The sequence below is a fragment of the Umezawaea sp. NPDC059074 genome (assembly GCF_042738955.1).
Classification (GTDB): domain Bacteria; phylum Actinomycetota; class Actinomycetes; order Mycobacteriales; family Pseudonocardiaceae; genus Umezawaea.
Genome location: NZ_JBHYHC010000036.1, coordinates 41,305 through 67,757 on the forward strand (window position 1 = coordinate 41,305; position 26,453 = coordinate 67,757).

Consider the following 26,453-nt stretch of genomic DNA (forward strand, 5'->3'; position numbering starts at 1 on the left):
CCCGATGCACCCCCTCGCGCGCCGCTCGCTGGCACTCCTCGTGGTGATACCGCTGCTCGCCGTGCTCACGGTCGTGAGCGACCACCGCTTCGCGGCTCCCCCCGGTCCCGCGCGCGACGCGCCGACGGCCATGGTCGCGATGGGCGACAGCACGATGTCCGGCGAGGGCGCGGGCGACTACGAGCCCGGCACCGACGGCGAGAACGGCGACTGGTGCCACCGCTCGCTCAAGGCGACGATCGACAGGACGACCGTGGCGGGCATCGACCGGAGGTTCAACCTGTCCTGCTCGGGCGCGAACTCCGAGCAGGTCGGCTTGACCGACAAGTTCCAGAACACCGAGCCGTCGCAGGCCAAGCGCCTGGCCGCCATCGCCCGCGTCAACCGGGTGGCCGTGATCGTGGTCGCGGTCGGGGCCAACGACGACCCGCGGTTCTCCGACGTCCTCAACCGCTGCGTGCAGGCGTGGTTCGAACGCGGCGCGGACTGCACCGCGACCCTGACTGACGACTGGCGCGGCCGCGTCGACCGGATGGTGCCCAAGGTGGAGAAGGCGTTGCGGGACATCCGCAAGGTCATGGACGACGAGGGCTACACCGAGCGCTCGTACTCGCTCGTCGTGCAGTCCTACGCCTCCCCCGTCGCGCCCGGCGTCCCCGGTGACCTGCAGAACCTCGCGGGCTGCCCGCTGCGCACGGCCGACATGGCGTGGGTCCGCGACACCGGCGTGGGCATCCTCGCCCAGGGCGTGAACACCGCCGCCAACCGCGTAGGTGCCCGCTACCTCGACCTCACCCAGGCGGGCGCGAAGCACGAGGCGTGCACGGGCGGCGGCAACCCGGACGACGAGTGGTTCACCCGGCTCACGGTCGACTTCGACGGCCTGCGCGACGAGACCCGCGCCTCGCACGCGTTGCAGGAGTCGTTCCACCCCAACGCGAAGGGCCACGAGCAGATCGGCCGCTGCCTGACGGACTTCCTGAGCACCAGCGCCAGGACCGCCGCGTGCGTCGCCGACGAGAAGGGCAACCTCAAGGCCGTGAGCAACCCGAAGGCCGACTAGCGGGCTTCGTCACCACGAAGTCACCGGGCGCGGATCGGCCCGGTGGGCATAGGACAACGGTCTGCGCCGAACAGCCGACGGCCCGCGCGTCCCTTCCTTGATCACCCGCGGCCGCGTGCGGAATTCAGCACACGGGTGAGCTGCCCGAACACCCCTTCGCTGCGGTACTCCGCACGGACCACGTCCGTGTTGCGAAAGTTTTCAGCGCCACCATTGTGATTCCACCTTTCGTCGCATTACCCATCAATCGCGGGCGTTGTCGCTTTTCGCGGCCGGACCTAGCGTGTGCAACCGTTCCGCCGTCGACCCCACCGCCGCGGTCGCCGTGGTCAAAGCCCTTCAGAAGAGGTCGAGGTCATGCGCACTCTGCTGCTCTTCGACGGCCTCGGTGGCACCAACGACACCCTGGTCGCCGCGCTCCGCGAGCTCTACGCCCGACCGGAGAACACCGCCTACTTCCACACGGTGTTCACCGTTCTGGACGACGTCCTGAAATACATCGGAAACGAAACCCGCCGCACGGTGCTGCCGTTCGACTTCTCCCTGAAACAATGGCTCGACGGCGATTTCCCGGTCGCCGCGCTGCGGAATTCCATCGTGGCCGGGATCTGCGTGCACGTGTGCCAGGTGTGCCACCTCCAGCCGACCGCGCGCGGCGCGGACGACGGGGTCGTGGCGGCGCTCGGGCACAGCATCGGCTTGCAGGCCGCCGTGGTGGCCGGGGTGCGGGCGAGGCGGGTGGACGAGTTCCTGGCGCTGGCCGCGAGCTCGCTCAAGCTCGTCGCGCTGAGCCTGGTGCGCGGCCACCAGCTCGACGAGGCGCGGGTCGCCAGCCCGGAGCTGGTGAGCCGGTACCTGGCGCGCGACGGCAAGGGCCGCACGCCGAGCCCGATGGCGTCGCTGACGGGCATGTCGCGGCACGAGCTGAGCAGCGCGGTCCGCGGCTACGACCGGCTGTCGGTGAGCCTGGTCAACTCCCCCACCGTCCAGGTGCTCAGCGGGTCGACCGCCGACCTGCTCGACTTCTACTTCGCCCACGAGGACGCGTTCGCCGAGGCCAGGGTGAGCTGGGCGTTCCTGTCGAACTCCATCCCGTTCCACAGCTCCCGCCTCGCGCCCGCCGCGCTGCGGGTCCGCGACGACCTCGCGTTCATCGGCCCGATGCCGGGCGCGGACGCGCTGAAGGTGCCGGTGTACGCCACCGACGCGCCCCGCAACCTCCAGCAGTCGACCGACCTGGTGCAGGAGTTCCTGGACCAGGTGCTGGTGCGGCCCATCGAGTGGGAGCCGGCGGCCAGGCACGCGATCGGCGACGCCGGGATCGAGCGCGTGGTGGATTGCGGTCCCGGTCCGGCCGCGCGTCGGTTCACCCGCGAGTGCCTGCGCGCCGACGCCCGCCCCGTGCGCTTCGAGTCCGTCCAGCAGTTCTCCCGCCGAGCACGTTAGGAGCACCGCCATGCGTTGTCTGCTCTTCCCCGGTCAGGGCGTGCAGAAGAAGGGGATGGGGGCGGAGCTGTTCGCCCGCTTCCCCGACGCCACCGCGCTCGCCGACGAGGTGCTGGGCTACTCGATCGAGGAGCTGTGCGTCCGCGACCCCGAGCGGCGGCTGCGGGACACCCGCTACGCGCAGCCCGCCGTGTTCTTCGTCAACGCCCTGATGGGGATGGCCGAGGCCGACCCCGAGTGCGTCGCCGGGCACAGCCTGGGCGAGTACAACGCGCTGGTCGCGGCGGGCGTGCTCGACCTGGAAGACGGGCTGCGGCTGGTGCGGCGGCGGGCCGAGCTGATGTCGGAGATCACCGGCGGCGGCATGTCGGCCGTGCAGGGCGTGCCGGTGGCGTTCGTGCGGCGCGCGCTGATTGAGACCGGGCTGACGGCGGTGTTCATCGCCAACCTCAACGCCGACACGCAGACCACGATCGCGGGCGACCGCACGGAGGTCGCGGTGGCGGCGAAGGCCGTCGCCGCGCTGCCCGGCGCGCGGGTCGTGCCGATCAACGTGAGCGGCCCGTTCCACACCCCGCTGATGGCGCCCGCCGAGGCGCGGTTCCGCGAGGTGCTGGCCGGGTTCGAGTTCCGACCGGCCCGCGTGCCCGTGGTCTCCAGCGTCACCGGCGACGCGTTCGAGGGCCCGGACCTGCTGGCCCGCCAGCTGTCGTCGCCGGTGGAGTGGGTGCGGGCCGTCAAGACCCTGCGCGCGCTGGGCGTGACCGCGTTCGACGAGGTCAACGGCAAGACCCTGAGCTCGCTCGTCTCCAAGATCGCCTGAGGAAGGGTGTTATGAACACGGACATCGCGATCGTCGGCGGGGCGGTCGGAGGGGCGGGAGCCCGCGACCTCGACGCGTTCTGGCGGATCATCAGCACGGGGGCGAGCAACGTCCGCCCGTTCCCGGAGGACCGGCGGCGCAAGCTGGAGCAGTACATCCACTACCTGCGGGCCACCAGCATCGACCCGTTGAACGAGCCCGACATCGACTACCACAACGGGTCGTTCCTGGACGAGGTCGACACGTTCGACTACGCCGCGTTCGGGATGAACCCGCGGCAGGCGACGCTGACCGACCCGCACCACCGGATGGTCATGCGGGCGATGTTCCTGGCGTTCGAGGACGCGGGCTACTCCGTGGACCGCTTGCGCGGCAGCAGGACCGGCGTGTTCGTCGGCTTCGCCGTCAACCCCGGTTCGACGTACCTGGACTACATCTGCCGCATCGACCCGACCGTGGGCCAGCAGGCGATCACCGGGAACATCCCGACGATGCTGGCGAACCGGCTGTCGCACCTGCTGGACCTGCGCGGCCCCAGCCTCGTCGTGGACACGGCGTGCTCGGCGACGCTGGTCGCGGTGCACCAGGCCAAGAACGCGCTGCTGATGGGCGACTGCGACATGGCCGTGGTCGGCGGCGCGCGGATCGTGTTCGCGCCGGTCAAGCACCCGCACTCCAACATCGGCATCGAGTCCTCCGACGGCGTCACGCGGACGTTCGACGAGGCAGCGGACGGCACCGGGTTCGGCGAGGGCTCGGGCGCGGTCGTGCTCAAGCGGATGGAGCAGGCGCTCGCCGACGGCGACCAGGTCTACGCGGTCCTCAAGGGCAGCGCGGTCAACCACGACGGCAACACCGAGGGCATCACCAACCCCGACTCCGACTCGCAGGCCGACCTGCTGCTCGCCGCGTGGCGCGACGCCGACGTGGACCCGCGCAGCATCGGCTACTTCGAGGCGCACGGCACGGCCACCCGCGTCGGCGACCCGATCGAGCACGAGGGCATGAAGCGGGCGTTCGCCAAGCACACCGACGACCGCGGTTTCTGCGCGGTGGGCACAGTCAAGGCCAATGTGGGGCACCTGTTCGAGGGCTCGGGCGTGATCGGGCTGATCAAGGCCGTCGCCGTGCTGCGCAACAGGATGATCCCGCCGCAGGCCAACTTCGCCACCGCCAACCCGAAGCTGGACTTCGAGTCCGGGCCGCTGTACCTGCCCCGGACGTTGAGCCCGTGGGAGTCCGAGGGCCCACGCCGCTGCGGCGTCAGCGCGTTCGGGCTCGGCGGCACCAACGCGCACGCCGTGCTGGAGGAGTACGACTCCCCCGCCGAGCAGCCGCCGTCGGAGGGCGAGGTGCTGGTCACGCTGTCCGCCGCCACCCCGCGCTCGTTGACGTGGCTGGTGGAGCGCTACCTGCGGTTCATCGACGGCGGTGGGCTGGCGGACGCCGACATCGCCGACATCGCCTACACCACCAGGGTGTCCCGCAGCTCGCACCGGCACCGCGTCGCCGTCCTGGCGTCCGATGTGGACGGTCTCCGCCGCGGTCTGGCCGAGCTGCTGGTCAACGGGCAGCGGCCGATCACCGGCCCGCTGGCCGCGCAGGCGAAGGCGTACCTGTCCGGCGGCCCGGTCGACAGCTCCCGGCCCGCGGACCGCGCGCCGCGGATCGTCCGGCTCCCCGGCTACGCGTTCGACGAGACCCTGGCGTGGATGGAGTTCCCGGACACCTGGCGGGACCAGTTGTCGTTGGCCACCAACGACGAGCGCCACCCGGTGACGCACGACGTCGAGTTCCAGCCCACGCCCGCGTTGCCGCGGAACGGCGTGCCCGCGGGCGCGTCCGTGCTGGCGCTGGTCGACCCGGACACCGACGCCGAGGCGTTCCTCGCGACGGCCGACCTGGGCGCGGCGCGCGTCCTGCGGCTGGGTGAGGACTTCACCGCCACCGCGTTCGACGACGTCGCCCGGCTGGTCGGCGACGAGGGCGTCACGCACGTCGTGCACGCGCTGGCGTTCGAAGCCGAGCCCGCGGGCGACATCGACGAGGTCGAGCGGCGGACGGCGAAGAACCTGACGAGCCTGTTCCACCTGTCCAAGGCGTTGATGGCCGCGGGCGTGAAGGTCGACCTCGCGGTCGTGACGCGGACCGCCGTGTGCGCCGAGGAGGGCGACACCACGGCCGTCACGGAGAACGCCGCGCTGGTCGGCTTCGGCAAGGTCATCGGCCGCGAGTACCCGTACATCAAGGTGAAGCACCTCGACGTGGACACGGCGGTGCCCGGCCCGGTGTTCGCCGCGGAGGTGTTCGCCGCCGAGCACGGCCTGTTCCTGCTGCGCGGCGTGCACCGGTCGCGCGAGGTGTTCGTGGAGGTGCCGGAGGTCGACACCGACGGCCCGCAGGCCTACCTCAAGCCCGGCGGTACTTACCTGATCACCGGCGGCACGGGCGCGCTCGGCCTCGCGGTCGCCCGGTCGTTCGCCGAGAAGCAGCCGGACATCACGCTGGTGCTGCTCAGCCGGTCCGGGATGCCGCCGCGCGAGGAGTGGGACTCCCTGCTCGCGGCGGGCACGGCGACCGAGCGGATCACCACGGTCCGCGACCTGGAGGCCCTGGGCGTGAAGGTGCTCGTGCGGTCGGCGGACGCGGGCGACCCGAAGGCGCTCGCGGCGGCCGTGACCGGCATCCAGCAGGACCAGGGGCGCATCGACGGCATCGTCCACGCCGCCGGCCTGCCCGGTGGCGCGACGCTGATGTTCCGGCTGCCCGAGGACTTCGACGAGGTCGTGCGGGTCAAGCTGCACGCCGCGTTCGTGCTGGACGAGCTGACCCGGACCGACCGGCCCGACTTCGTCGTGCACTTCTCGTCGGTGGCCTCGGTGTTCCCGGCCCCCGGCCAGGCCGACTACGCGGCGGGCAACTACTACCTGGACAACCTCGCCCGCTCGCAGGCGGGCGGACCGTGCCACGTCGTGGCGCTGGACTGGGTGGCGTGGAAGGAGATCGGCATGGCGGTCGACCACGGCACCAACGGCGACACCATGTTCAAGGCGCTGCCCACGTCCGTCGGCCTCGACGTCGTGGACGCGGCGCTGCGGTCGCGCAGGCCCCGGCTGTTCGCGGGCGAACTGCACTACCGCGGCGAGCTGATCCACCTGCTGCGGTCCTACGACGTGCCGCTGTCGGCCGACATCGACGCGAAGGTCGAGCGCGAGATGCACGCGCTGGAGGAGCGGCTGCTCAAGGCGTCGGAGAAGATCAAGGCCACCGTCGCCGCCGTCCAGGTCGAGCTGAAGGGGCGGGAGAACGGCGAGTACACCGACGTCGAGCAGTCGGTCGCGCAGTGCCTCGCCCTGGCCTTCGGCTACCCCGCGCTCGACGTGGAGGCCGACTTCTTCGAACTGGGGGGCGACTCCATCATGGCCGCCTCGGTGGCGAGCACGATCGCCGTCCGGCACGGCGTGCACTACGACGTGGCGGACCTGCTCGCGGACCGGACGATCTCCGAGATCGCCTACCACGTCGAGGAACTGGCCGAGTTCGCGGAAGACGTGGCCTGATGACGGACATGACGGAGGGGCCCGCGCTGCGCAAGATCGTCGGCTTCGCGCTGCCCCTCACCGCCGCCAACCTGCTCCAGCAGGGCTACGTGCTGATCGACGGCATCCTGGTCGGGCACTACGTCGGCGTCGACGGCCTCGCGGCCGTCGGCGTGGCAGGCCCGATGTTCTACCTGCTCAACGCGATGTTCATCGGTCTCGGCACCGCGTTCACCATCCGGCTCGCGCACCTGCGGGGCGCGCGGCAGGACGGTGAACGGCGGGGCGTGGTGCTCGCGCTGGCGCTGGTCACGGCGGTGTGGTCGGCGGGGTGCGTGGTGCTGGCGACCGTGGCGGCCCGGCCGGTCCTGGGCCTGATGGGGATCCACGGGCAGCTCGCGGAGGACTGCGCGCTGTTCTTCGGGACGCTGTCGCTCGGCTTCCCGGCGATGTTCGGGCTGGCCGCCGTCAGCGCCTACTTCCGCGGCCTGGGCAACTCGCGGGCCGCGATGTGGGTGCAGGGCTTCGGCAACGTGGCCAACATCGTGCTGGTCTGGGTGTTCCTCTCGGTGCTGGGCATGGGGATCGGCGGCGCGGCGCTCGCGACGGTGATCGCCAGCGCGGCCGCGTTCGTCGTCGGGCTGGTGGCCGCGCGGCGCATCTACCCGTTGGGGCGCAAGCAGGCCGAACCGGCCGTGCGGCGCGAACTGGTGGACGCGGTGCGGCTGGGGTTCCCGTTGGCGAGCCAGCACATCATCCTCGCGGTGGGGATCATGGTGCTGGTCTGGATCATCCAGTCCTACGGGGCCGTGGTGCTGGCGGCGTTCACCATCGTGTCCCGGCTGGAGCTGTTCACCGGGATGCTGTTCCTGGACTTCTCCGGCGCGGTGACCGCGTTCGTGGCGCAGAACCTGGGCGGCGCGGACCGCGACCGGGCCCGACGGGGGCTGGTGCAGACGCTCGGGCTCACGGTCGGGCTCACCGCCGTGGTCTCGGCGGTGGTGCTGCTGGCCCGCTCCCCCATCGCCGGGCTGTTCACCGGCGACCCCGCGACCCAGGAGCTGACCGAGCGGTACGTCCTGATCATCTACCCGTTCCTGGTGCTGTACACGGTGATGGTCGTGCTGCACGGGTACCTCAACGGGTCGCGGCGCACGACCGCGCCGCTGATCTGCACGCTCATCGCGTTCGTCGTCGTCCAGGTCCCGTTCGCCTACCTGCTCAACGGCCCGTTCGGCATCGACGCCGTGATGTGGGCCGTGGTCGCCGGGTGGACGGCGGGCCTGACCTACTCCGTGCACTGCCTGCGGGACGTGCTGTTCACCCGTCCCGCGGCGGTCGAGCTGAAGGGCGCGTCGTGATCACCGAGAGCACGGTCCAGGCCGAGTTCCACGGCGGCCGGTCCAGGGTCGCCCCGCTGACGTGGGGTCAGCGGGGCACCTGGGACGGCATCCACGAGTGGCTGCCGGAGGTGAAGCCGTTCTTCGTCCTGACCCGGTGGCTGGACGTGCCGCTGCTGCTGTCGCTCGGCGACGTGCTGGAGCAGCTCAGCGAACTGCTGCTGCGCCACGAGTCCCTGCGCACGCTGTTCCACGCCTCCCCGCGCGGCGACGCGACGCAGGAGGTGCTGGCGTCCGGCGCGCTCGACGTGACCGTGTTCGACCGGCCCGCCGACGACCCGGTGGACTTCACCAGCATCGTCACCGACTGCCTGGTGCGGGCCGGTGCCACGGCGTTCGACCACGACAAGGAGCTGCCGGTCCGGATCTCCCTGGCGCTGCACGAGGGCATCCCGGTGCTCGTCGTCCTCGGCGTCTCGCACATGGCCGCCGACCACACCGGCGTGGAACTGCTCGTCGCCGAACTGACGGCCATGCTCCACGCCCGCGCGGGCGGAAAACCCGTGCCCGCCCCGAAACCGGCCGTGCAGCCGGTGGACCTGGCCACCCGGCAGAACTCGCCGGACGGCCAGCTGCTCAACATCGAGGCGATGCGGCACCTGCGGGAGCACGTGGCGCGGATGCCGTCGCACGGCCCCGCGGCACGGGCCGTTCCCCTCTCGCCGCGGTTCGTGCGCGGCGAGATCGAGTCCGACGCGCTCCCGGTCGCGCTCCGGGCGGCGGCCCGACGGCTGCGCACCACCACGTCGGTCGTGCTGCTGTCGATCACCACCGGCCTGCTCCGCCACCTCTGCCCCGAGCCCGTGCACCGGCTGGACGTCATGCAGAGCAACAGGTTGGCGCCCGACCTGTTCGACGCCGTGACGACGCTGAACCAGGCCGTGAAGACCGTGGTGGACCTGGACGTGCCGGACTTCGCCGCGGTGCTGCGCCAGTCCGCGGCGACGATGACCGCGGCCAAGAGCCACGCCCGCTACGACGGCCGGTTGGCCGCGGAGGTGCTCCGCGACGTCGTGCTGCCACCGGGCTGCCAGATCAACGACATGTGGTCCACCCTGCCCCGGTCGCGCACGAAGGCCGGCCCACCGACCCCGACGACGCTGACGTGGCCGGAACGCACCCCGCACGAGGACATGGCCCTCTACCTGGACACCGGCGGCACCCCGGACCGGATGCGCCTGTCCCTGATGGCCGACACCGCGTTCCTGCCGCTCGACGACCTCCGCGCGTTCCTGTTCACGGTCGAGCGGATCGCCGCCGAACTGGCGGAGGAGGACGTGGACCTGGACCGGATCGGCGAGGTGTTCACCGTGCTCGCGTCAGACGGCGAGGAAGGCGGCGGCACGGTGTGACCAGCCCTGGGCGTCGGCGGCGGTCCGGACGACCTCCAGCTCCGCGCCGGGGATGAGCGACGCCAGCTCGACGGCCGACGCGACGGGGTGGACCGGGTCGCCCTCCCAGGCCAGGAGCAGCACCGGGAGGCGGAGGGCGGCAACGCGGGTGCGCGGGGGCAGGTCGGACGCGCCCACCCCGCGCAGCAGCGCCGGGAGCTGGTCCTCGGCGACCTCGATCCGGTGTGACGTGGGGGCGGGGGCGTCGCGCAGCAGGTCTTCCAACGCGCCCGCCCCCTTCTCCTCCACGAGGGCGGCCATGGACTCGTAGAGCGCGCGTTGCGGCGACCGGGCCTCCCACGCGGTGGGCGGGACCGCCAGCACCAGCCGGTCGAACCGCTCGGGCGCTTGGACGACGGCGTGCAGCAGGGTCGCCGTGCCCAGGGACGCGCCGATCCCGGAGACCGGCGCGTCCGGGGAGAGCACATCGAGCAGGGCCAGCAGGTCGCGGGCCAGGTTGTCGAAGGTGAAGTCCGCCGAGGTTCCGCTCCCGGAACGGCCGTGGCCGCGGGCGTCGTAGCGGACGAGGCGGTGGTCGGCGGCGACCGGCGTCCAGTCGAACAGCGGCGCCGATCCGCTGCTGGTCAGGGGGTGCGCCCAGACGGCGACCGGGCCGTCGCCGGACTCGTCCCAGGCGAGCGTGGTGTCGCGGATCGCGGTGATCATGGCTCCAGCGTGGCCCCGCGCGCCGACGGGTGGCAGGGCGAGTCGCTCCCCCGGAGAAGTCCTCCGTGGTTGGGTGGTGGTGTGGACGGACAGCAGTTGGCGGACTTCCTGCGGGCGCGGCGCGCGGACGCCCGCCCCTCGGACACCGCGGGTGTGCGCCGGGTTTCGGGGCTGCGGCGGGAAGAGGTGGCCGACCTGGCCGGGATCTCGGTCGACTACTACACGCGGCTGGAGCAGAACCGCACGAGCAGGCCGTCGGCGCAGGTCGTCACGGCGCTGGCCGCCGCGCTGGAGCTGACCGCGGCGCAGCGGGACCACCTGTCCCGGCTGACCGACCACCCCGTGCCCCCGCCGCCTCGGGTGGTCGACCCCGATCCGGCGCTGCTGAGGGTGTTGGAGCAGCTCGGCGACGTTCCCGCGCACGTGATGACCGACCTCGGCGAGACCCTGGCGCAGAACCGGCTCTCCCTGGCGCTGTTCGGCGACGCGACCGTCCACAAGGGAGTGAGGCGCAGCACGTACTACCGGTGGTTCACCGACCCGGCGGCCCGTCGGGTGTTCCCCGAGGACCTCCGCGACGAGGAGAGCCGGGCGCGGGTCGCCGACCTGCGGGCGGTGGTCGTGCGGCGGGCGGACGCGGCGGCGCGCGACCTCGTGGACCGGCTCCGGCGGGACAGCGAGGAGTTCGCCGACCTGTGGGACGCCCACGAGGTGCTCGGCCGGGTGACCGACCGCAAGCGGCTGGACGGCCCGAACGGCCCGCTGGAGCTGTACTACCAGTTCCTGACCACCGGCACGTCCGACCAGGTGCTGCTGGTGTTCACGCCGGTCGACGACACCGGCACCGCGGAACTGCTGGCGGGGCTCTAGGACAGCTCGTCGTCGAGCATCGCGTAGACGAGTTCCTCGCCCCACTCGCCCTTGAAGATGTCGTTGTGCCGGAAGTGCGCCTCCTTGCGCATCCCGAGCCGCTCCATGAGCTTGATCGACCCGGTGTTGCGCACATCGCACCGCCCGATGATCCGGTGCAACCCGAGGTTCACGAACCCCAACCGCAGCACCACTTCCGCCGCCTCGGTCGCGAACCCCCGCCCACCGTGATCGGGGTGGAACACGAACCCGAACTCCCCCTGCCGCCACTGCTCGTGCGTCCACTCCACGTGCACCTCGCCGATCACGTCACCGGTGTCCCGCCGCTGCACGGCCAACGAACACGACTCCCCCACCGCCTCGGGCCACGCCTTCTTCGCCGCGAGCGCGACCCGGCTCTCCTCACGGGTCCGCGCCGACCAGTACAGGAACCGCGCCACCTCCGGCAACGCCTGCCAGGCGTGCACGGCATCGAGGTCATCCATCGTGAAAGGCCGCAGCACCAGCCGTTCCGTCGTGATCGGGAATTCAGGTTTCACCACCACCGCAACCTACTAGGCTGCCCGAAATGCCGATCGCCTTCTCCGACCCCGACCCCACCTGGCCCGCCGAGGCCGAACGCCGCATGGCCGAACTACGACCGTTGTTCCCCACCATCGAACACGTCGGCAGCACCGCGATCCCCGACCTGGCCGCAAAACCGGTGATCGACCTGATGGCGTCCACACCGGACCTGTCCACCGTCCCCGACACCGCCCTCACAGCCCTGGGCTACGTGCGCGAGGAAACCGACATGCGCAACCGCCTGTTCTACACCCGCGACACCAACGGCGTGCGCACCCACCACCTCCACATCGTCCCGGCCGACACCTGGGCCACCCGCAACGAACGCCTGCTCCGCGACCACCTCCTGGCCAACCCAGACGCCGCAGCCGAGTACGGCACCCTGAAACGCCACCTCGCCGCGACCGAGTCCGACGGCCTCGCGTACACGAAGGGCAAGACGGCGTTGATCCAACGCCTGATCGACCGCGAACGCGCGGCGCGCGGACTACCGGCGAGCGACGTCTGGGAGGACTGACGCGTCAGGGTTCGCGGGGCCGCGGAACGGGAGGGTTTGGCTGTAGACGATGTTGGTGTTGGTGTCGCCGAAGAACGACAGGGCGTTGACGACGTGTTCCAGGTGTTCCATCGAGGTGGCCGCGACCTTCAGCACGTAGCAGTCGTCGCCGGTGGTGCGCAGGCACTCCAGGACCTCGGCGCGGTCGTCCAGCAGGCGGTGGAACGGTTCGTGCCTGCTGCCCGCGTGCTTGAGCCGCACCACGGCGAGCACGGGGTAGCCGACCCGGTCGAGGTCGACGGTGGCGCGGTAGCCCGTGATCACCCCGGCGGCCTCCAGGCGTTTGACGCGCTCGGTCGTCGCCGACGCGCCCAGGCTGACCCGCCGCGCCAGCTCGGTGAGCGGCACGCGGCCGTCGCGCTGGAGTTCCAGCAGGATCAGCCAGTCGGTCGGGTCAAGGGTCTCGGCCATACCGCGAAAATACCGTGGATTCCCCGGTCCTAACGGATCAACACCGGGGATGTTCCCTTCCTGCTCCAGGGCGCGAAATCTAGCCTGGTGTCGTGGACACCAACCAGGAAAACCTCCTCCGCCGCGCCATCGAGCTTGCCCGCACGGCCCGCGAGGCGGGCGACCCGCCGTTCGGGTCGCTGCTGGCCGACGCCGACGGCACGGTGCTCGTCGAGTTCCGCAACACGGTCCTGACCGACGGCGACATCACCGCCCACCCGGAACTGAAGGCGGCCCGCTGGGCGGCCCGCGAACTCGACCCGGCCACCGCCGCGACCACCACGATGTACACCAGCACCCAACCGTGCCCGATGTGCGCGGGCGCGATCGACCGCTCCGGCCTGGGCCGGGTCGTGTTCGCGTTGTCGGGCGAGCAGCTCGCGGCCCTCAAGCCCGGCGGGTTCGCCGGGTTCCGGCTGGAGGGCCCGGCGTTGACGGAGGAGGCGACGGCGGTCGTGGACGGGTACTACAACTAGCGTCAGCCGTCGGCGAGGCGCTGGATGGTGGCGCCGAGCCAGGCCCGGAGTTCGGCGGGGTCGCCGAGGTCGGCGCGCAGGACTCGGCGGCGCGTCGAGACGCCGAGCACGAAGGCGTCGATCGCGGCGGCCCGGTCGTGGGCTTCCTCGTCGGTCAGGCCGCCGTCACGCAGGTAGTGGCGCAACGGCTCCAACGAGTTCGCGTCGAGGAACGCGGCCAACGCCTCCGCCGCCTCGGGACGTTCGCCGGACGCGCGTTGCAACACGAGCAGCGGGTCCTCTCCGGGGTCCCCGAACCAGCGTTGGACGATGCTCGCCGCGAGGCGCTCGCCCAGCGTGGAGCGGTCGCCGTCGAACGAGTCCGCGACCGGGATCTCTACCTGGGTCGCCGCCAGGAAGAGACCGTCCTTGCCGCCGAAGTAGCGGGTGATGAGGTTCGGCGACACCCCCGCCGCGTCGGCCACGCCCTTGACCGTGATCGCCGTGTACCCGTGCCGGGCGAACAGGCGGCGCGCGTGCTCCAGGATCCGCTGCCTGGTGGCGGCCGCGTTGCGGGAAGTCATGTGTATGAGCATACACATCATGTGTACGCTCATACACATGGACGATCTGAAGGAACGACTCCGCCGAACGCGGCACGCCACGACCCCGTGGAGCGACGACCCAACGCGCGGCATCACCCGCACCCGGCTCGACGACCTGCTCGACCACTGGGCGAACGGGTACGACTGGGCCGTGCACGAACGCCGCATCGGCGAACTCCCCTGGCAGACCGTGCGAGCGGGCGACACCGAGCTGCGGGTGGTCCACCAGCGGGCCGCCGATCCCGCCGCCCCGGTCGTCGTGCTGCTGCACGGCTGGCCGGACTCGGTGCTGCGGTTCGAACGCGTCCTGCCCCTGCTCACGGACGTCCACGTGGTGGTCCCCGCGCTGCCGGGCTTCCCGTTCGCCGCCCCGCTCACCGCTCCCGGCACGTCCGTCAACCGGATCGCCGCCCTCGTCGCGGACGCCGTGGAGGAACTCGGCTACCCGCGGTACACGGTGTCCGGCGGCGACGTGGGCGGCACGGTCGCGGAGATCCTCGCGGCCGAGCACCCGGACCGGGTGACCGCCCTGCACCTCACGAACGTCGCCCCTCGACGCGCGGTCACGGCGGACCCGGCGTCGCTCGCGCCCGACGCGGTGGCCTACCTCGACCGGTCGGCGGCGTGGTTCCGGGCTCACGGCGGGTACATCGCGGAGCAGTCGACGCGGCCCAACACGCTCGCCGTCGCCCTCGGCGACTCACCGGCGGGCCTCGCGGCCTGGATCGTCGAGAAGCTGGAGTCCTGGTCCGACGACCAGGCCTTCACGCGGGACGACCTCCTCACGTGGGTCACCGCCTACTGGGTGACCGGCACGATCGGCACGTCCTTCGCCACCTACGCCGAACCGGTCGCGCTCCCCGACCGGGTCGACACGCCGACCGTGCTCTCGGTGTTCCCGCGCGACACCAAACCCGAGCCGCGCGGCTACGCCGAGGCGTTCCTGAACGTCCGCGAGTACGTGGAACACCAGGCGGGCGGCCACTTCGCGGCGTGGGAACAGCCCGAGGCCTACGTCGGCGACGTGCGCCGTGCGATCGACCTGGGCGGCCGCTAGTCCGCCACGTGCGGGACGCGGGTCGCGGGGGCCCAGCGCAGGCGGCGTTGCGCGCCCGCCACCTGGACCTGGTCGCGGCCGAGGCGCTTCGCCTCGTACAGCGCGGAGTCGGCGGCGGCCAGGACGCCCTCCAGGGTGTCCTCGTCGATCTCCGGCCAGATCGCCACGCCGATGCTGACGCCCAGGCCCGTGACCAGGCCGCCCGCGCAGTCGTCGATCTTCAGGCCGAGCACCCGCGACCGCACGCGTTCGGCGATGACGAGGGCTTCCGCGCGTTCGACCATCGGCAGCAGGACGGCGAACTCCTCGCCGCCGAAGCGGCCCACCGAGTCGCCGCGCCGGACCGTCGCCGCCAGCGCCTCGGCGATCTCGCGCAGCACCGAGTCGCCGACCTGGTGGCCGTAGCGGTCGTTGATGTCCTTGAAGTGGTCGACGTCGATCATGAACAGCCCCAGGGTCGCCGGGGTCTGGCGGTCGCGGGTGCGCTGGAGTTCCAGGCGGGCCTGGAGGTGCCACGACTCGGCGTTGAGGAGCCCGGTCTTGTTGTCCGTTCGGGCGGCCAGCTCGAGCTGGTGGATCAGCACCGTGCGGTGCAGCGCGACGGCCGCGACGACCATCGGGAGGGCGAAGCCCGGCCACCACGCGACGGCCAGCGCGACGAACGAGCCGAGCGCCAGCTGTCCGACCTCGAGGAGGTTGTCCCCGGCGCTGCCGACCGCTTCGCCGATCTTGCGGAGCTTGACCGTGATGACGATGACGACACCGACGAGCAGCGAGTTGACGCCCCACTGCGCGGCGGCCGCGCCGACGATGCCGACCAGGTCCAGCGGCCCCGACGGGGTGCCGTGCTGGAGGTGTTCCCGCAGGCCGGAGGCGGTGGAGACGCCGTTCGCGGCGAGGGCGGCGAGAATCATCATGGACACGGTGAACACGCAGCGGTGCGGCGGGCGGGAGGCGTCCCAGCGGCCGACCATCCACCACCGGTGCAGGTAGATGGTCGCGACCAGCAGCACCGCGGGCAGCGGTGGCAGCACAAGGGCGCCCGCGAAGATCCAGATGCTGCACAGGTCGACGTGCGGCAGGTGGCTGTGGTCGCGGCGGATGCGCTCGATCCAGCGCGAGCAGTGCAGGTGCGCGACCGCGCAGCCCGCCAGGACGCCCGCGATGAGCCACGAGCGGGCCGTGACCGGGCCCAGTGCGGACAAGACCACCGCGATGGCCGCGCCCGAGTCCACCAGTAGCACGTAGGCCAACGCCCGTGCGGGCAGGGACCATAGTGACCAGCGCGGGACGCACCAGGCGCCACCGGCCCCGGCCGGAGCGTCCGCGCGATGTCCCATGCCCATGTTTACCCCACGACGCGGCCGCCATGCCCGGACGGAGGGTCACGCTAATCGTGACCTGGGCCGATGTCAGCCGCCGGCGGGGTGACACGACGCGGAGGAGGTGACCACCGTGCGCGACAAGATCTGGTGATCCCCGGTCCCGTTCGAGACGTATGCCCGGAAAACGGGGGAGGTGGACCGCATGCGCGACAAGATCTGGTGAACCGGTCAGCCACCGGTGGACACTCGCGACCACGAGGTGGCCGCGGCGAGCGCGAGCACCGTTCCCGCGGCCCCCGCGGCGGCGATCGTCCCGACGATCGAGCCGCTCCCCTGCGCCACGAGCCCACCCGCCGCCACGCCCAGGCCCTGCGAGGCCACGAGCGCGGCGCGGGCGAAACCGAGCGCCTGCCCCCGGCGCTCGTCCGGCACCAGGCGGACGAACGTCGCACCCGCCGTGACCTGGTACGCGCTGAACAGCCCGGACAGCGCGAGCAGCACCACGGCCAACCCGAACCCCGGTGAGGCGAGGTACCCCAGCAGCGGCAGCGCCGTGCCCACGGCCAGCGCGCCGAGCAGCCGGACGCGCGTGGCCGACGGCGCCAGGCGCAGCAGCAGCGTGCCCACGACCATGCCGACCGGGTCCGCCGCCAGCAGCACGCCCACCCCCGCGGCGCCCGCCCCGACCTGCGCGGAGAACGGCGCCGCCAGCCCTTCCGGGATGACGCTGAACGTCGCCAGGCAGCCGAGCGCGATCAGGGTCCGCAGCCTGCGGTCGTGCCACACCAGGCCCGCGCCCGCCCGCACCTGCCCCAGCCACGCGCCCGGCCCGTCCGAGGGCGACGGCGTGAGCGAGGCGGGTCGGGCGCGCAGCCCGAAACGCAGTAGCAGCGCGGACAGCCCGAACGTGACGGCGTCGACCGCGAGCGCCCCGGACGTGCCCAGACCGGCGACCACGAGCCCACCGCCCGCGAAACCGAGCAGCAACCCGACCTGGTGGGTGATCAGGTGGATCGACTGGCCCGCCTCGTAGCGCCGGTCCCCCAGCACCAGCGGCAGCAGCGCGCCCTGCGCGGCCGCGAACGGCGGCTCGGCCAACTGCACGACCACCAGCAGACCCACGACCAGCGGCAACGGCGCTCCGGGCAGGGCCATCACGGCGACCAGCACGGCCCGCACGACGTCGCTGCACACCATCACGGTCCGGCGCGGGAAGCGGTCGGCGAGCCCGGTGAGGAACACCCCGGACAGCAGGCCGGGCAGCATCGTGAGCGCGTAGGTCAGGGCGGTCCACGCCGGGGAGCCGGTGCGCTGGAACACCAGGATCGACAACGCCAGGCGGGCCAGTTGGTCGCCGACGATCGACGTCAGCGAGGCGCACCACAGCACGCGGAACTCGGCGACGCCGAAAGCCGCCCGAAAGCCGTCCCCGCGCATGGTCATCACCGTGGCAGAAGTGATCAGCCCGAGCCACCGTTTCACATCCGTGAATAGTAATCAGATCATTGAACTTGTGGTCTAGACCGTTTACCTTTCTCCCACGCCGCCGCCCAAGGGCCTGGAGCCCGCACCCCACAACGGAAGGAGAACGGATGGGCACCCTGACATCCCGTCTGTTCAAAGCCCTGCTCGCGGTGACCGTGACCGCGGGCGCGCTGACGTCCACCACCGGAACGGCCGCCGCGGCCCCCGCACCGTGGTCGGGAACCTTCTCCGGCTTCCCCTCCTCCTCGTGGCGGAGTTCGTGGGGGATCGACGGAGCGGGCGAGTTCGGCTTCGGCAACATGAAGGCCAGCGGCAGCACGCTGGACGTCAAGTACGGCAAGGGTTCCTCGGCGCCGTCGTGCACCAACTGCCCCACGTCCGGCGGCGGGCAGTTCTACCAGAACCTCTCGAAGAACGGCCACGCCGACCTGACCAAGGCCACCACGCTGTACCTGAAGTACGACATCCGCTTCCCCAGCGGTTTCGACTTCGGCCTGGGCGGCAAACTCCCCGGCCTCTACGGCGGCAACACCGGCGAGGCCAGCGGCGGCAACCACGGCCAGGCCTGGTCGACGCGCTTCATGTTCCGCAACGGCAGCAAGGGCGAGGTCTACGTCTACACGCCGGCAGGCGACGGCTACGGCAAGGACATCGGCCTCGGCTCGTGGAACTTCTCCCCAGACGGCCAAACCCACAACATCCAGCAGTCGGTGAACCGCTCCACCGGCCAGATCACCGTCTGGTACGACGGCAAACAGGTCCTGTCGAGCAAGTCGGCGCCAGGCATCGCCGGCATCCCGTTCAAGGGCGTGTTCTTCTCGACCTTCTTCGGCGGCCACGAGACGAGTTGGGGCCCGAAGAAGGAAGTCCACTCGTACTTCTCCAACTTCCGGATCAGCACCACCAAGCTCTGACCGTTGAGGGGACGCCTCGACGGAGGCGTCCCCTCAACACCGCGGGACACCAGATCGAGTCGGCTCGGGATCGCGGCGCGGACCGGCGGACCACTGTCGACGACACCCAGGGCACCACAGCCGCCGTGGGCCGGAAACACCCACCCCACCCGACGTCAACTCGGATTCGACCAGGTTTAACCAACCTCGTCACCAAGCGGAAACCTTCCGCCGAACTCGAACCCGAGAATACGGATTACCACACCGGTGGCGCATGCCGCGAGCGCGTTCACCCGACTAGGGTGACTGGACGCTGCCGGATTCGGCCGATTGAGGTGATGCCCGGTTGTTACCCCAGCCGATCCACCACGCGATCCTCGTCGTCGACATCGAACGGTTCAGCGACCAGATGCGGGCCGATCTGCACCGGTCGACACTGCAAGCCGGGTTCTTCACCGCGTTGGAGCACGCCTTTTACGAGGCCGACATCGACTGGAAAGCCTGTTCGATGCAGCCCCAGGGCGATGGGGCGCTGGTGCTCATCCCCGCACGGTTTCCCGAGGGCCGGATCATAGACAGGTTACCCGCGCGCCTGACCGCACAATTGCGGCGTCACAACTCGAATTCTGGACCCGAAGGCAGGATAAGGGTGCGCTTCGCACTGCATTCGGGCCCGGTCGACTCCGGCAAGAACGGGGCGACCAGCACCCCTGTCATCGACGCGTGCCGCTTGGTCGACGCCGAACCCGTGCGCCTCGCGCACCGCGAGTCGGGCGACCTGGTAACGGTTGTCGTTTCTGATCGGTTCTTCACGGAGACGCTGTCGCACGAGCCTGCGGCAGAACCCGAGCGATACCAGCAGGTCAACATAAACGTCAAGACCCTTCACACCACGGCGTGGATCCGACGGCCGGACTCCCGACCCGACGCGGCGACCACCACCGAGTGGGCGACGAGGACCACTCCCCCGCCTCCGCCCACCGTCCACGACCTCATCACCAGACTGGTCGAAGCACTTTCCGGGCACGACGAAACGGCGAGGATGCGCCTGCTCAGCCTCTTGCCGAACTGGATGGCTTTCGGGGTACCCTACAATTTGGACCCTTTGTCCTTCTCGGAAAAGCTCGCACTGGCCTCCTCCCAACATGAACAGGGAACAGGCCAGTTGCTGGGAGCTCTCCGAGAACTCGAAGTCGACTTGAAAATGATTCGCAATCAAGCGGCCCTTCAAGGTCCGACACCCCCATTCGGCAACGACGCGCAGTTGCTGAGACACTTGCCCCCAGGACTGGACAGCGCATCACAAGTGGAGGCGCCCGCAGACGTATTTCCCCTGGACCAGAGGACCGAGTTGCTCACGATGCTGGCCAATGTGGTGATACCAGACATCGTCGACCTCTACCGCGCCTCCGGCGGTCCGGACGCTCCGGACGTGGGCAGGCACTCGACTTATCCTCGTATTCTCGACGCGTTGGAAGCGCTCAACGCTCGGCCGGATGGAATTCCCCGCACATTGGTGCTGGTCGAGCACATCGCCACGCGCGCGGACGCCGCTTTGAAGATCCGACTTCTCCAGTGGTCCAGCGCGCGGGCCGCCGAGATGGGCCTCGTCGAAGAACTCGCCGCGGTGCGCAAGGACGTCCGGGCGGCTCACGCCGCACCCCCCGCGGCCCCCACTCGGCAAATCGCCTACCTGGTGCTCCAGTTGGAGCGCGTGGGACCGACCGGTGACGACCTCGTGGTGAAGTCCTGGCGGCAGTGCGGCGACTCGACGTCGTGGGCACCCCGGAGGGACGTCGACAAGACGTGTTCGCTGGCCGAGGCGAAGACGCACGTGGCCACGCTGATCGAGCAGGCCGAGGACGAGTGGTCGCAGCGGCAGCCCGACGTCCTGGTCGAGTTCGTCCTGGACACGCCTGACCTGACGGTGCTGGACGTCGACCAGTGGCCCTGGGAGAACGACGACTTCTCCGAGCCCATCGGCACCAGGTACATCGCCGTCGTGCGCAGCGCCGAGCGCACCAGGTCCCAGAAGTACCACCGCGAGTGGCGCAGGCGGTGGACCGACCTGACCACTCAGCTGAACCGCACCGGCCGCATCGACCCGGTCTGCGCCATCGGCGACCACGGGGGCGACGACCACGGCGTCCGACGCCTGGTGGCGGACCTGCACAAGCGTCCCGACGTCGTCGCGGTGGTGCTCAGCACCCCGCCCCGTCCGGAGACCGCTGGGCGCGACCCGCTCGCCGTGACCATCAAGGCCGGGGTCCCGCTCGTCCTCTTCCACCGCACACGCCCGTCGAGCGAGTTCGCCGCCGCGTTCGAGGAACTCCTGCACGACGCGGGAAACCCCCACCACCTGCTCGAACGGGTCCAGCGGGCGCGCATCTCCGCGTACGCCAAGGCGCCGGGCGAAGACCACCTGGGCACGGCGCTGACCGTTCTCTACGACGACCCGAACCGCCCCATCACCCCGCATCAGGCAGCACACCCGATCGAAGAGGGGGAAGCCGGATGAGCGACTGGCGCATCTACCGCGGCGACGGCACGGTGGCGAGCACACCGATCAGCGACCTGCCCCCGCCACCACCGTGGCGCACGTTCACGGGAGAGGGCAACGCCTCACGCCCGGACGACGACGGCGGGGAGGGCAATCGGCGGGTCGGCGGGATGGAACACCTGCGGCGCGTGCCCCAGCCCGAAGAGGTGCACCTGGTAAACGCTTCCATCCAGCTGCGGCGGCCGCTGCTGGTGACAGGCGATCCAGGAACCGGGAAGTCCTCGCTCGCCTACCTGATCGCGCGCGAGTTGGGCCTCGGACCGGTGCTGCGCTGGCCCGTGTCCTCGAGGACGACCTTGAACAACGGGCTCTACCTGTACGACGCGATCGCCCGCGTCCAGGCGTCGGCAGACGGCACCGAGCCCGACATCGGCGACTTCATCCACCTCGGCCCGCTCGGCACCGCGCTGCTGGCAGCGGACCTCCCGCGCGTGGTGCTGATCGACGAGTTGGACAAGGGCGACATCGACCTGCCCAACGACCTGCTCAACACCTTCGAGGAAGGCGAGTTCGAGATCGACGAACTCGTGCGCTACAGCAAGCGCCAGTCCGCGGTCGAGGTGCTCACCCACGACCGCGGCCACACCGCGACCGTCCACAACGGACTCGTCCGGTGCCGGGAGTTCCCCGTCATCGTGATCACCAGCAACGGTGAACGCGAGTTCCCGCCCGCGTTCCTGCGCAGGTGCCTCCGCCTCCGCGTCGACCGGCCGAACCCCCAGCAGCTCAGCGCCATGGTCACCGCCCAGTTCCGCGGCCGGGAGCGCACCGACACCGGCAGGCTGATCGCCGAGTTCCTGGAGCGCAGCAGCGAGGTGGGCGGGCTGGCGGCCGACCAGCTGCTCAACGCCGTGCACCTCGCGACCCGGTTGGCGACGTCCGGGGCGTACATCCCGGACGAGGAGTGGAAAGAGCTGCTGACCGCCATCTGGCACCCGTTGGCGGAGCCCCGGTGACCCGGCCCCGAGACCGGCCTCCACCGCACGAAGTGGTGCTCCAGCACTTCGAGGCCGGGGACGACACCCTGGAGCCGCTGACCACCGAGACCCTGACCTATCGCGAGATCCGGGACTCCCTGTGGCTGGCGAACCGCATTCACCCGGACGTGGAGTCCTCCCGGACACCGCGCGATCCGGTCGCCCCCGCGCGCCCGGACGACGAGCCCGCCGCGGACGAGCGTCCGCTGCCGGACTCGACCCCGGAGCCTCCGACCGAACCGGAGCCCCGCGGTGAACCGGAGGACCATCCCACCCGCCAGTGGACCCCTGGGCCGCAGACGCTGACGTCGACCGGCGCCGTGGGCGAGGACGACCCCCGACGGCACGCGGCATCGGCGTGGCCGACCGTGCCGGCCATGCCGGAGCGGCGGGACATCAGCCGTGCGCTGCGCCCGTTGACCCGCGCCTTCCCGTCGCCCCGGAACCTGGTGCTCGACGAAGAGGCCACGGCCGTGCGCGCGGCGACCGACGGCCTGTGGCTGCCCGAGTTGAAACCGCTACCGTGGCGGCGGTTCGACGTGGCGCTGGTGGTCGACGCCACGATGGCCGACGACCTGTGGAGGCGGACCACCCAGGAGTTCCGCGCGGTTCTCGAGCAGCAGGGCGCGTTCCGCGACGTGCGGATGTTCGAGCTGAACACCGACAGCCCGGACCCCGCCGACCTGTCGCTGCGGAGCGAGGGCGGGGCGACCCACGACACGGGATTCCTGGTGGAGCCCAACGGGACGCGGATCGTCCTGGTCTTCACCGACACCACCGGCAAGGCCTGGCACAGCGGCGCGGTGCCCCACGTGCTGCACGGGTGGGGCCGTCGCATGCCCGTGGCGATCGTGCACTCGCTGCACCAGCGGCTCTGGTCCTGGGGCGGTGTCACCACGCGGCGGATGCGCTTGTCCGCCCCGGCTCCGGGAGCACCCAACCACCGCCTGCGGACGGACGTCGCGACCGACGACGGAGTCGTACCCGTGCCGGTGCTCGGGCTCTCGAAGAGCTGGATGGCGGGCTGGGCCAAGCTCATCACCTCACCCGGCGCCGAATGGGTGGAGATGACCGCCACCCTGGTGAGCACCTATCGCGAAGACCTCCAGCCGACACCGGCTCAGGACGACGGCCTCACCGCTGCGGAGCGCGTCGCGCGGTTCCGCACCTTCGCCTCGGTCGAGGCGTTCCACCTGGCCGGGCTGCTCGCGGCCAGCCCGCTGAGCCCTCCGCTGATCACCAGGGTTCAGCGCGTGCTGCTCCCCAACTCCTCCCAGTCCACGTTGGCCGAGGTGATGCTGGGCGGCATCGTCCGCAAGGTCCCGCCCGCCAACGGGACGGCCGCGACCGTCATCTACGACTTCCACGACGGCGTACGGGAAGAGCTCCTCGCCACCTGCCGTCGAGTGGACACCGCACGGGTCGCGCAGGTGCTCGACGACTACGCGGGAACGGAGACCCCGCCGTTGCGGGACCTCCGCGAGGTACTGGCCAATCCGACCCACGCGCCCGCCGTGACCGTCTCGCCGCAGACCAAGCCCTACCTGAAGGTCCAGGCCGCTGTGCTCCGCGCCCTCGCCGGGCCGTACTCGACGCGCGCGACGCAGGTCCGCGCAGCGCTCTCGATCGACCAGACCTCCCCGCAACACGACATGGCATCGGCACCCCCGGGGAGGCAGCCGATACGAGATCCTGGAGAACACAGCGCAATGACGACCACCGACTCCCTCACGACCACCGCCGACATGGTCAGGGAGCCGCATAGCCAGCCGCCCCAAGGAGTTGAGGACGTGACGGCATCGGGCACGCACATCACAACCGGCGAGCGGCGCACCGCTACGACCCAGCCGCAGATCTGGGGCGCGGTGCCGTTGCGCAACCCGGACTTCGTCGGCAGAGCCGAACTGCTGGAGCAGTTGCGCGTCCAGGTGGCCGAGTCGGGCACAGCGGCCGTACTCCCGAAAGCCCTGCACGGCATGGGTGGTGTCGGCAAGTCGCAGACCGTGATCGAGTACATCCACCGCCACGCCTCGGAGTACGACCTGGTGTGGTGGATCCCGGCCGAGCAGCCCGCGCAGATCAAGACCAGCTTCGTCGAGTTGGCCAAGCGCCTGGGTGTGGCGACCGCGGGCTCAGCCGACACCGCTGTCCCCGCGGTGCTGGAGGAGTTGCGCACCTACGACCCGGCCAAGCGCTGGATACTGGTCTTCGACAACGCCGACAGCCCGAACGACGTCCGCCAGTTCTTCCCCGCGGGCTCGGGCCACATCGTGGTCACGTCCAGGAACTCGGAGTGGCAGGGCTTCGCCCAGCGCGTCGCGGTGGAGATCTTCACCCGCGCGGAGAGCATCGAACTGCTGTCCAAGCGCGGCGGCGAGATCGACGAGGTGGAGGCCGATGCACTGGCCGAGGCGCTCGGCGACCTCCCGTTGGCGGTGGAGCAGGCGGCGGCGTGGAGGGCCACGACCGGCATGCAGGTCGCCGAGTACCTGGACCTGTTGGCGCAGAACCGCACGGAACTGCTCAGCTCCGACGGTTCGGACGACAAGCAGGCCCCCGTGGTCGCGGCGGTGTGGAACGTCCCCCTCGACCGGCTTCGCAAGCAGCACCCGGACGCTTTGCAGCTCCTGCAGGTATGTGCGTTCTTCGGTCCGGAGCCCATTTCCCAGCGCCTGTTCCGCGGCGGGCGGGACGCTCCGGTGCCCAGTGAGTTGGGTGAAGCGCTGCGAGACCCCATCAAGCTGGCGCGGGCAGTGCGGCAGATCAACCGCTACAGCCTCGCGAAGCTCGATCACCGCACGAATTCCCTCCAGTTGCACAGGTTGGTGCAGAGCGTGCTGAAGAACAGCCTGACCACCGATGACCAGGAGACCATGAGGCACGCGGTGCACGTGCTGCTGGGCAACGGCGACCCCGGCGACCCCGAGTCGCGCGTGAACTGGGCACGGTATTCGGAGTTGTTGCCGCACGCCCTGATGTCCAAGGCGGTCCAGTGCCAGGACCGGTTGGTGAGGTCGCTGATCGACAACCTCGTCGTGTACATGCTCAACGTCGGTGACTTCGGCGGCGCCCGCGACCTCGCCGAACAAGCGGTCGCGTCGTGGCAGGCACATGACGCCTCGGATCTCATGACGCTGACGATGGCTCGCAGGCTCGCCGTGGCGCTGCGCCGACTCGGGAACATCGACGAGGCGATCAAGCTCAACGAGAAGACCCGTGCCCTGCTCGTGGCGGAGGTGGGCGAGAACGACGAGAGCATGCTGGAGATGCTCGACACGGTCGCGGCGGACCGGCGTTCGGAGGGCCGTTTCCGGGAGGAGACCGAGCTGCAGAACATCGTGTACACCAAGTCGAGGGCCCTCTTGGGCGAGAACGACCCCACGACCCTGCGGTACGCGCACAACCTGGCCGGTTGCATGCGGTTGATGGGCCAGTTCGACGAGGCCCGCGCTTTGGACGAGGACACCATGAGGCGGCGCACGGCGGTGCTGGGCATCGACCACTCGCAGACGTTGGGGTCGCGCAACGCGCTGTGCATGGATCTGAGGGAATGCGGGTACTACGTCGAGGCAGCGCGTGACCAGGAACAGGCGTTGGAGTACCAGCGCGACGTGCTCGGCGAGGACAACCCGCGTGTCATCGGCGCGACCCGAAACCTCTCGGTCTCGCTGAGGAAAGCGGGCGAGCACCTCCGGGCGAAGGCGTTGGCCGAAGACTGCCTGAACCGCTACCAGCGCAGGCACGGTGACAACCACTTCGACACGATCACCGCGTTGATGAACCTGTCGACCGACCTGCGGCACCTGGGCGACCTCGACGGCGCGCTGGAGCGCGCGCAGACCAGTTTCGAGCAGTTCCACGACATCCACGGACCACACCACCCCTACACGCTGATCGCGACCATGAACCTGGCGGTGATCCACCGCCTCCGCGGCGAGCTGGTGCTGGCCATGGACATCGACACCAACGCCCACGCCACCCTGCTGGAGGTCTTCGACGCGGACCACCCGTTCGCCCTCGTGGCGGCGACCAACCTGGCCAGCGACCTCGCCGCAATGGGAGAAACCGAGAGGGCCAAGGCCATCGACGAGGACACCCTGGAGCGGTCGAGGCGGACGCTGGGCGCAGAGCACCCGTCCACGCTGGCGGTCGCGCTCAACCTGGCGATCGACCTGCACGCCCTCGGCGACGAGACGAACGCGGCGAAGTTGCACGGCCAGACCGTGGCGAGCTTCCGGAAGGTGCTCGGCGACGACCACCCCGCGACGATCGCGGCAGCCCAGTACACGCGGGCCAATTGCGACACGGACACCATGCAGTTGTGATCC

The 26,453-nt window shown here is 70.7% G+C and carries 20 protein-coding genes; 14 read left to right on the forward strand and 6 right to left on the reverse strand.

The window, feature by feature from the left end; all coding sequences use genetic code 11:
• Window positions 1-4 precede the first annotated feature (4 nt).
• From ACFWW9_RS18520 to ACFWW9_RS18545, 6 genes are all read left to right on the forward strand, one after another.
• Entirely contained in the window at window positions 5-1,063 is a 1,059-nt protein-coding gene (locus tag ACFWW9_RS18520; RefSeq protein ID WP_390378766.1) for a GDSL-type esterase/lipase family protein, read from the forward strand.
• Between the two features lie 357 nt (window positions 1,064-1,420).
• Window positions 1,421-2,509 carry a hypothetical protein gene (locus ACFWW9_RS18525; protein WP_390378769.1) on the forward strand — a complete coding sequence of 363 codons (1,089 nt, stop codon included), beginning with the start codon at window positions 1,421-1,423 and terminating at the stop codon, window positions 2,507-2,509.
• Between the two features lie 10 nt (window positions 2,510-2,519).
• Complete coding sequence (locus ACFWW9_RS18530; RefSeq protein ID WP_390378771.1) at window positions 2,520-3,332, forward strand: ACP S-malonyltransferase; 813 nt, start codon at window positions 2,520-2,522, stop codon at window positions 3,330-3,332.
• Window positions 3,333-3,343: 11 nt separating this feature from the next.
• Window positions 3,344-6,892: an SDR family NAD(P)-dependent oxidoreductase gene (locus ACFWW9_RS18535; protein WP_390378774.1), complete on the forward strand. Its 3,549-nt coding sequence runs from the start codon at window positions 3,344-3,346 to the stop codon at window positions 6,890-6,892.
• Window positions 6,892-8,232 carry an MATE family efflux transporter gene (locus ACFWW9_RS18540; protein WP_390378777.1) on the forward strand — a complete coding sequence of 447 codons (1,341 nt, stop codon included), beginning with the start codon at window positions 6,892-6,894 and terminating at the stop codon, window positions 8,230-8,232. The genes ACFWW9_RS18535 and ACFWW9_RS18540 overlap by 1 nt, the downstream gene beginning before the upstream one ends.
• The gene (locus ACFWW9_RS18545) at window positions 8,229-9,623 is read left to right on the forward strand and encodes a hypothetical protein (protein WP_390378779.1); all 1,395 of its coding nucleotides are present in this window, start codon (window positions 8,229-8,231) and stop codon (window positions 9,621-9,623) included. Before ACFWW9_RS18540 ends, ACFWW9_RS18545 begins: the two co-directional genes overlap by 4 nt.
• On the opposite strand, the gene ACFWW9_RS18550 is transcribed toward ACFWW9_RS18545, so the two are convergent.
• The gene (locus ACFWW9_RS18550; protein ID WP_390378782.1) at window positions 9,591-10,328 is read right to left on the reverse strand and encodes an alpha/beta fold hydrolase; all 738 of its coding nucleotides are present in this window, start codon (window positions 10,326-10,328) and stop codon (window positions 9,591-9,593) included. The genes ACFWW9_RS18545 and ACFWW9_RS18550 overlap by 33 nt on opposite strands.
• A gap of 81 nt (window positions 10,329-10,409) precedes the next feature.
• On the opposite strand from ACFWW9_RS18550, the gene ACFWW9_RS18555 reads away from it, so the two are divergent.
• Window positions 10,410-11,198, forward strand: a complete 789-nt coding sequence (locus ACFWW9_RS18555; protein WP_390378785.1) for a helix-turn-helix domain-containing protein — start codon at window positions 10,410-10,412, stop codon at window positions 11,196-11,198.
• Here the strand turns inward: ACFWW9_RS18555 and ACFWW9_RS18560 are convergent.
• The gene (locus tag ACFWW9_RS18560) at window positions 11,195-11,740 is read right to left on the reverse strand and encodes a GNAT family N-acetyltransferase (protein ID WP_390378788.1); all 546 of its coding nucleotides are present in this window, start codon (window positions 11,738-11,740) and stop codon (window positions 11,195-11,197) included. The genes ACFWW9_RS18555 and ACFWW9_RS18560 overlap by 4 nt on opposite strands.
• 26 nt (window positions 11,741-11,766) lie before the next feature.
• On the opposite strand from ACFWW9_RS18560, the gene ACFWW9_RS18565 reads away from it, so the two are divergent.
• Window positions 11,767-12,279, forward strand: a complete 513-nt coding sequence (locus tag ACFWW9_RS18565; RefSeq protein WP_390378791.1) for a GrpB family protein — start codon at window positions 11,767-11,769, stop codon at window positions 12,277-12,279.
• On the opposite strand, the gene ACFWW9_RS18570 is transcribed toward ACFWW9_RS18565, so the two are convergent.
• The gene (locus tag ACFWW9_RS18570) at window positions 12,250-12,729 is read right to left on the reverse strand and encodes an Lrp/AsnC family transcriptional regulator (RefSeq protein WP_390378793.1); all 480 of its coding nucleotides are present in this window, start codon (window positions 12,727-12,729) and stop codon (window positions 12,250-12,252) included. The two genes, ACFWW9_RS18565 and ACFWW9_RS18570, sit on opposite strands and share 30 nt — an antisense overlap.
• A gap of 92 nt (window positions 12,730-12,821) precedes the next feature.
• Between ACFWW9_RS18570 and ACFWW9_RS18575 the strand changes: the two genes are divergently transcribed.
• On the forward strand, window positions 12,822-13,244 hold the full coding sequence (locus ACFWW9_RS18575) for a nucleoside deaminase (RefSeq protein WP_390378796.1): 423 nt from the start codon (window positions 12,822-12,824) through the stop codon (window positions 13,242-13,244).
• Window positions 13,245-13,246: 2 nt separating this feature from the next.
• Here ACFWW9_RS18575 and ACFWW9_RS18580 read toward each other — a convergent pair whose 3' ends face one another.
• On the reverse strand, window positions 13,247-13,807 hold the full coding sequence (locus ACFWW9_RS18580) for a TetR/AcrR family transcriptional regulator (RefSeq protein ID WP_390378799.1): 561 nt from the start codon (window positions 13,805-13,807) through the stop codon (window positions 13,247-13,249).
• Window positions 13,808-13,844: 37 nt separating this feature from the next.
• Between ACFWW9_RS18580 and ACFWW9_RS18585 the strand changes: the two genes are divergently transcribed.
• Entirely contained in the window at window positions 13,845-14,885 is a 1,041-nt protein-coding gene (locus ACFWW9_RS18585) for an epoxide hydrolase family protein (RefSeq protein WP_390378801.1), read from the forward strand.
• Here the strand turns inward: ACFWW9_RS18585 and ACFWW9_RS18590 are convergent.
• Window positions 14,882-16,225 (reverse strand): diguanylate cyclase, encoded by a 1,344-nt coding sequence (locus ACFWW9_RS18590; RefSeq protein WP_390378804.1) that lies wholly within the window; start codon window positions 16,223-16,225, stop codon window positions 14,882-14,884. The genes ACFWW9_RS18585 and ACFWW9_RS18590 overlap by 4 nt on opposite strands.
• Window positions 16,226-16,438: 213 nt before the next feature.
• Window positions 16,439-17,653, reverse strand: a complete 1,215-nt coding sequence (locus ACFWW9_RS18595; RefSeq protein WP_390378847.1) for an MFS transporter — start codon at window positions 17,651-17,653, stop codon at window positions 16,439-16,441.
• A 149-nt stretch (window positions 17,654-17,802) separates the two neighbouring features.
• Between ACFWW9_RS18595 and ACFWW9_RS18600 the strand changes: the two genes are divergently transcribed.
• The 4 genes from ACFWW9_RS18600 to fxsT all read left to right on the forward strand — a co-directional run bounded on the left by ACFWW9_RS18600 (window position 17,803) and on the right by fxsT (window position 26,450).
• Entirely contained in the window at window positions 17,803-18,609 is an 807-nt protein-coding gene (locus ACFWW9_RS18600; protein ID WP_390378807.1) for a polysaccharide lyase, read from the forward strand.
• A 325-nt stretch (window positions 18,610-18,934) separates the two neighbouring features.
• Entirely contained in the window at window positions 18,935-21,106 is a 2,172-nt protein-coding gene (locus ACFWW9_RS18605) for a hypothetical protein (protein WP_390378809.1), read from the forward strand.
• Window positions 21,103-22,104, forward strand: a complete 1,002-nt coding sequence (locus ACFWW9_RS18610; RefSeq protein WP_390378812.1) for an AAA family ATPase — start codon at window positions 21,103-21,105, stop codon at window positions 22,102-22,104. Before ACFWW9_RS18605 ends, ACFWW9_RS18610 begins: the two co-directional genes overlap by 4 nt.
• The gene (gene fxsT, locus ACFWW9_RS18615) at window positions 22,101-26,450 is read left to right on the forward strand and encodes an FxSxx-COOH system tetratricopeptide repeat protein (RefSeq protein ID WP_390378815.1); all 4,350 of its coding nucleotides are present in this window, start codon (window positions 22,101-22,103) and stop codon (window positions 26,448-26,450) included. Before ACFWW9_RS18610 ends, fxsT begins: the two co-directional genes overlap by 4 nt.
• Window positions 26,451-26,453 lie beyond the last annotated feature (3 nt).

Bases quoted from the DNA above. Each gene is read 5' to 3' on its own strand.
- ACFWW9_RS18610 (WP_390378812.1), top strand. From the start codon at position 21,103: ATGAGCGACTGGCGCATCTACCGCGGCGACGGCACGGTGGCGAGCACA.
- ACFWW9_RS18590 (WP_390378804.1), bottom strand. From the start codon at position 16,225: ATGGGACATCGCGCGGACGCTCCGGCCGGGGCCGGTGGCGCCTGGTGC.
- ACFWW9_RS18570 (WP_390378793.1), bottom strand. From the start codon at position 12,729: ATGGCCGAGACCCTTGACCCGACCGACTGGCTGATCCTGCTGGAACTC.
- ACFWW9_RS18535 (WP_390378774.1), top strand. From the start codon at position 3,344: ATGAACACGGACATCGCGATCGTCGGCGGGGCGGTCGGAGGGGCGGGA.
- ACFWW9_RS18550 (WP_390378782.1), bottom strand. From the start codon at position 10,328: ATGATCACCGCGATCCGCGACACCACGCTCGCCTGGGACGAGTCCGGC.
- ACFWW9_RS18580 (WP_390378799.1), bottom strand. From the start codon at position 13,807: ATGACTTCCCGCAACGCGGCCGCCACCAGGCAGCGGATCCTGGAGCAC.
- ACFWW9_RS18600 (WP_390378807.1), top strand. From the start codon at position 17,803: ATGGGCACCCTGACATCCCGTCTGTTCAAAGCCCTGCTCGCGGTGACC.
- ACFWW9_RS18520 (WP_390378766.1), top strand. From the start codon at position 5: ATGCACCCCCTCGCGCGCCGCTCGCTGGCACTCCTCGTGGTGATACCG.
- ACFWW9_RS18585 (WP_390378801.1), top strand. From the start codon at position 13,845: ATGGACGATCTGAAGGAACGACTCCGCCGAACGCGGCACGCCACGACC.
- ACFWW9_RS18540 (WP_390378777.1), top strand. From the start codon at position 6,892: ATGACGGACATGACGGAGGGGCCCGCGCTGCGCAAGATCGTCGGCTTC.
- ACFWW9_RS18525 (WP_390378769.1), top strand. From the start codon at position 1,421: ATGCGCACTCTGCTGCTCTTCGACGGCCTCGGTGGCACCAACGACACC.
- ACFWW9_RS18530 (WP_390378771.1), top strand. From the start codon at position 2,520: ATGCGTTGTCTGCTCTTCCCCGGTCAGGGCGTGCAGAAGAAGGGGATG.
- ACFWW9_RS18595 (WP_390378847.1), bottom strand. From the start codon at position 17,653: ATGACCATGCGCGGGGACGGCTTTCGGGCGGCTTTCGGCGTCGCCGAG.
- ACFWW9_RS18565 (WP_390378791.1), top strand. From the start codon at position 11,767: ATGCCGATCGCCTTCTCCGACCCCGACCCCACCTGGCCCGCCGAGGCC.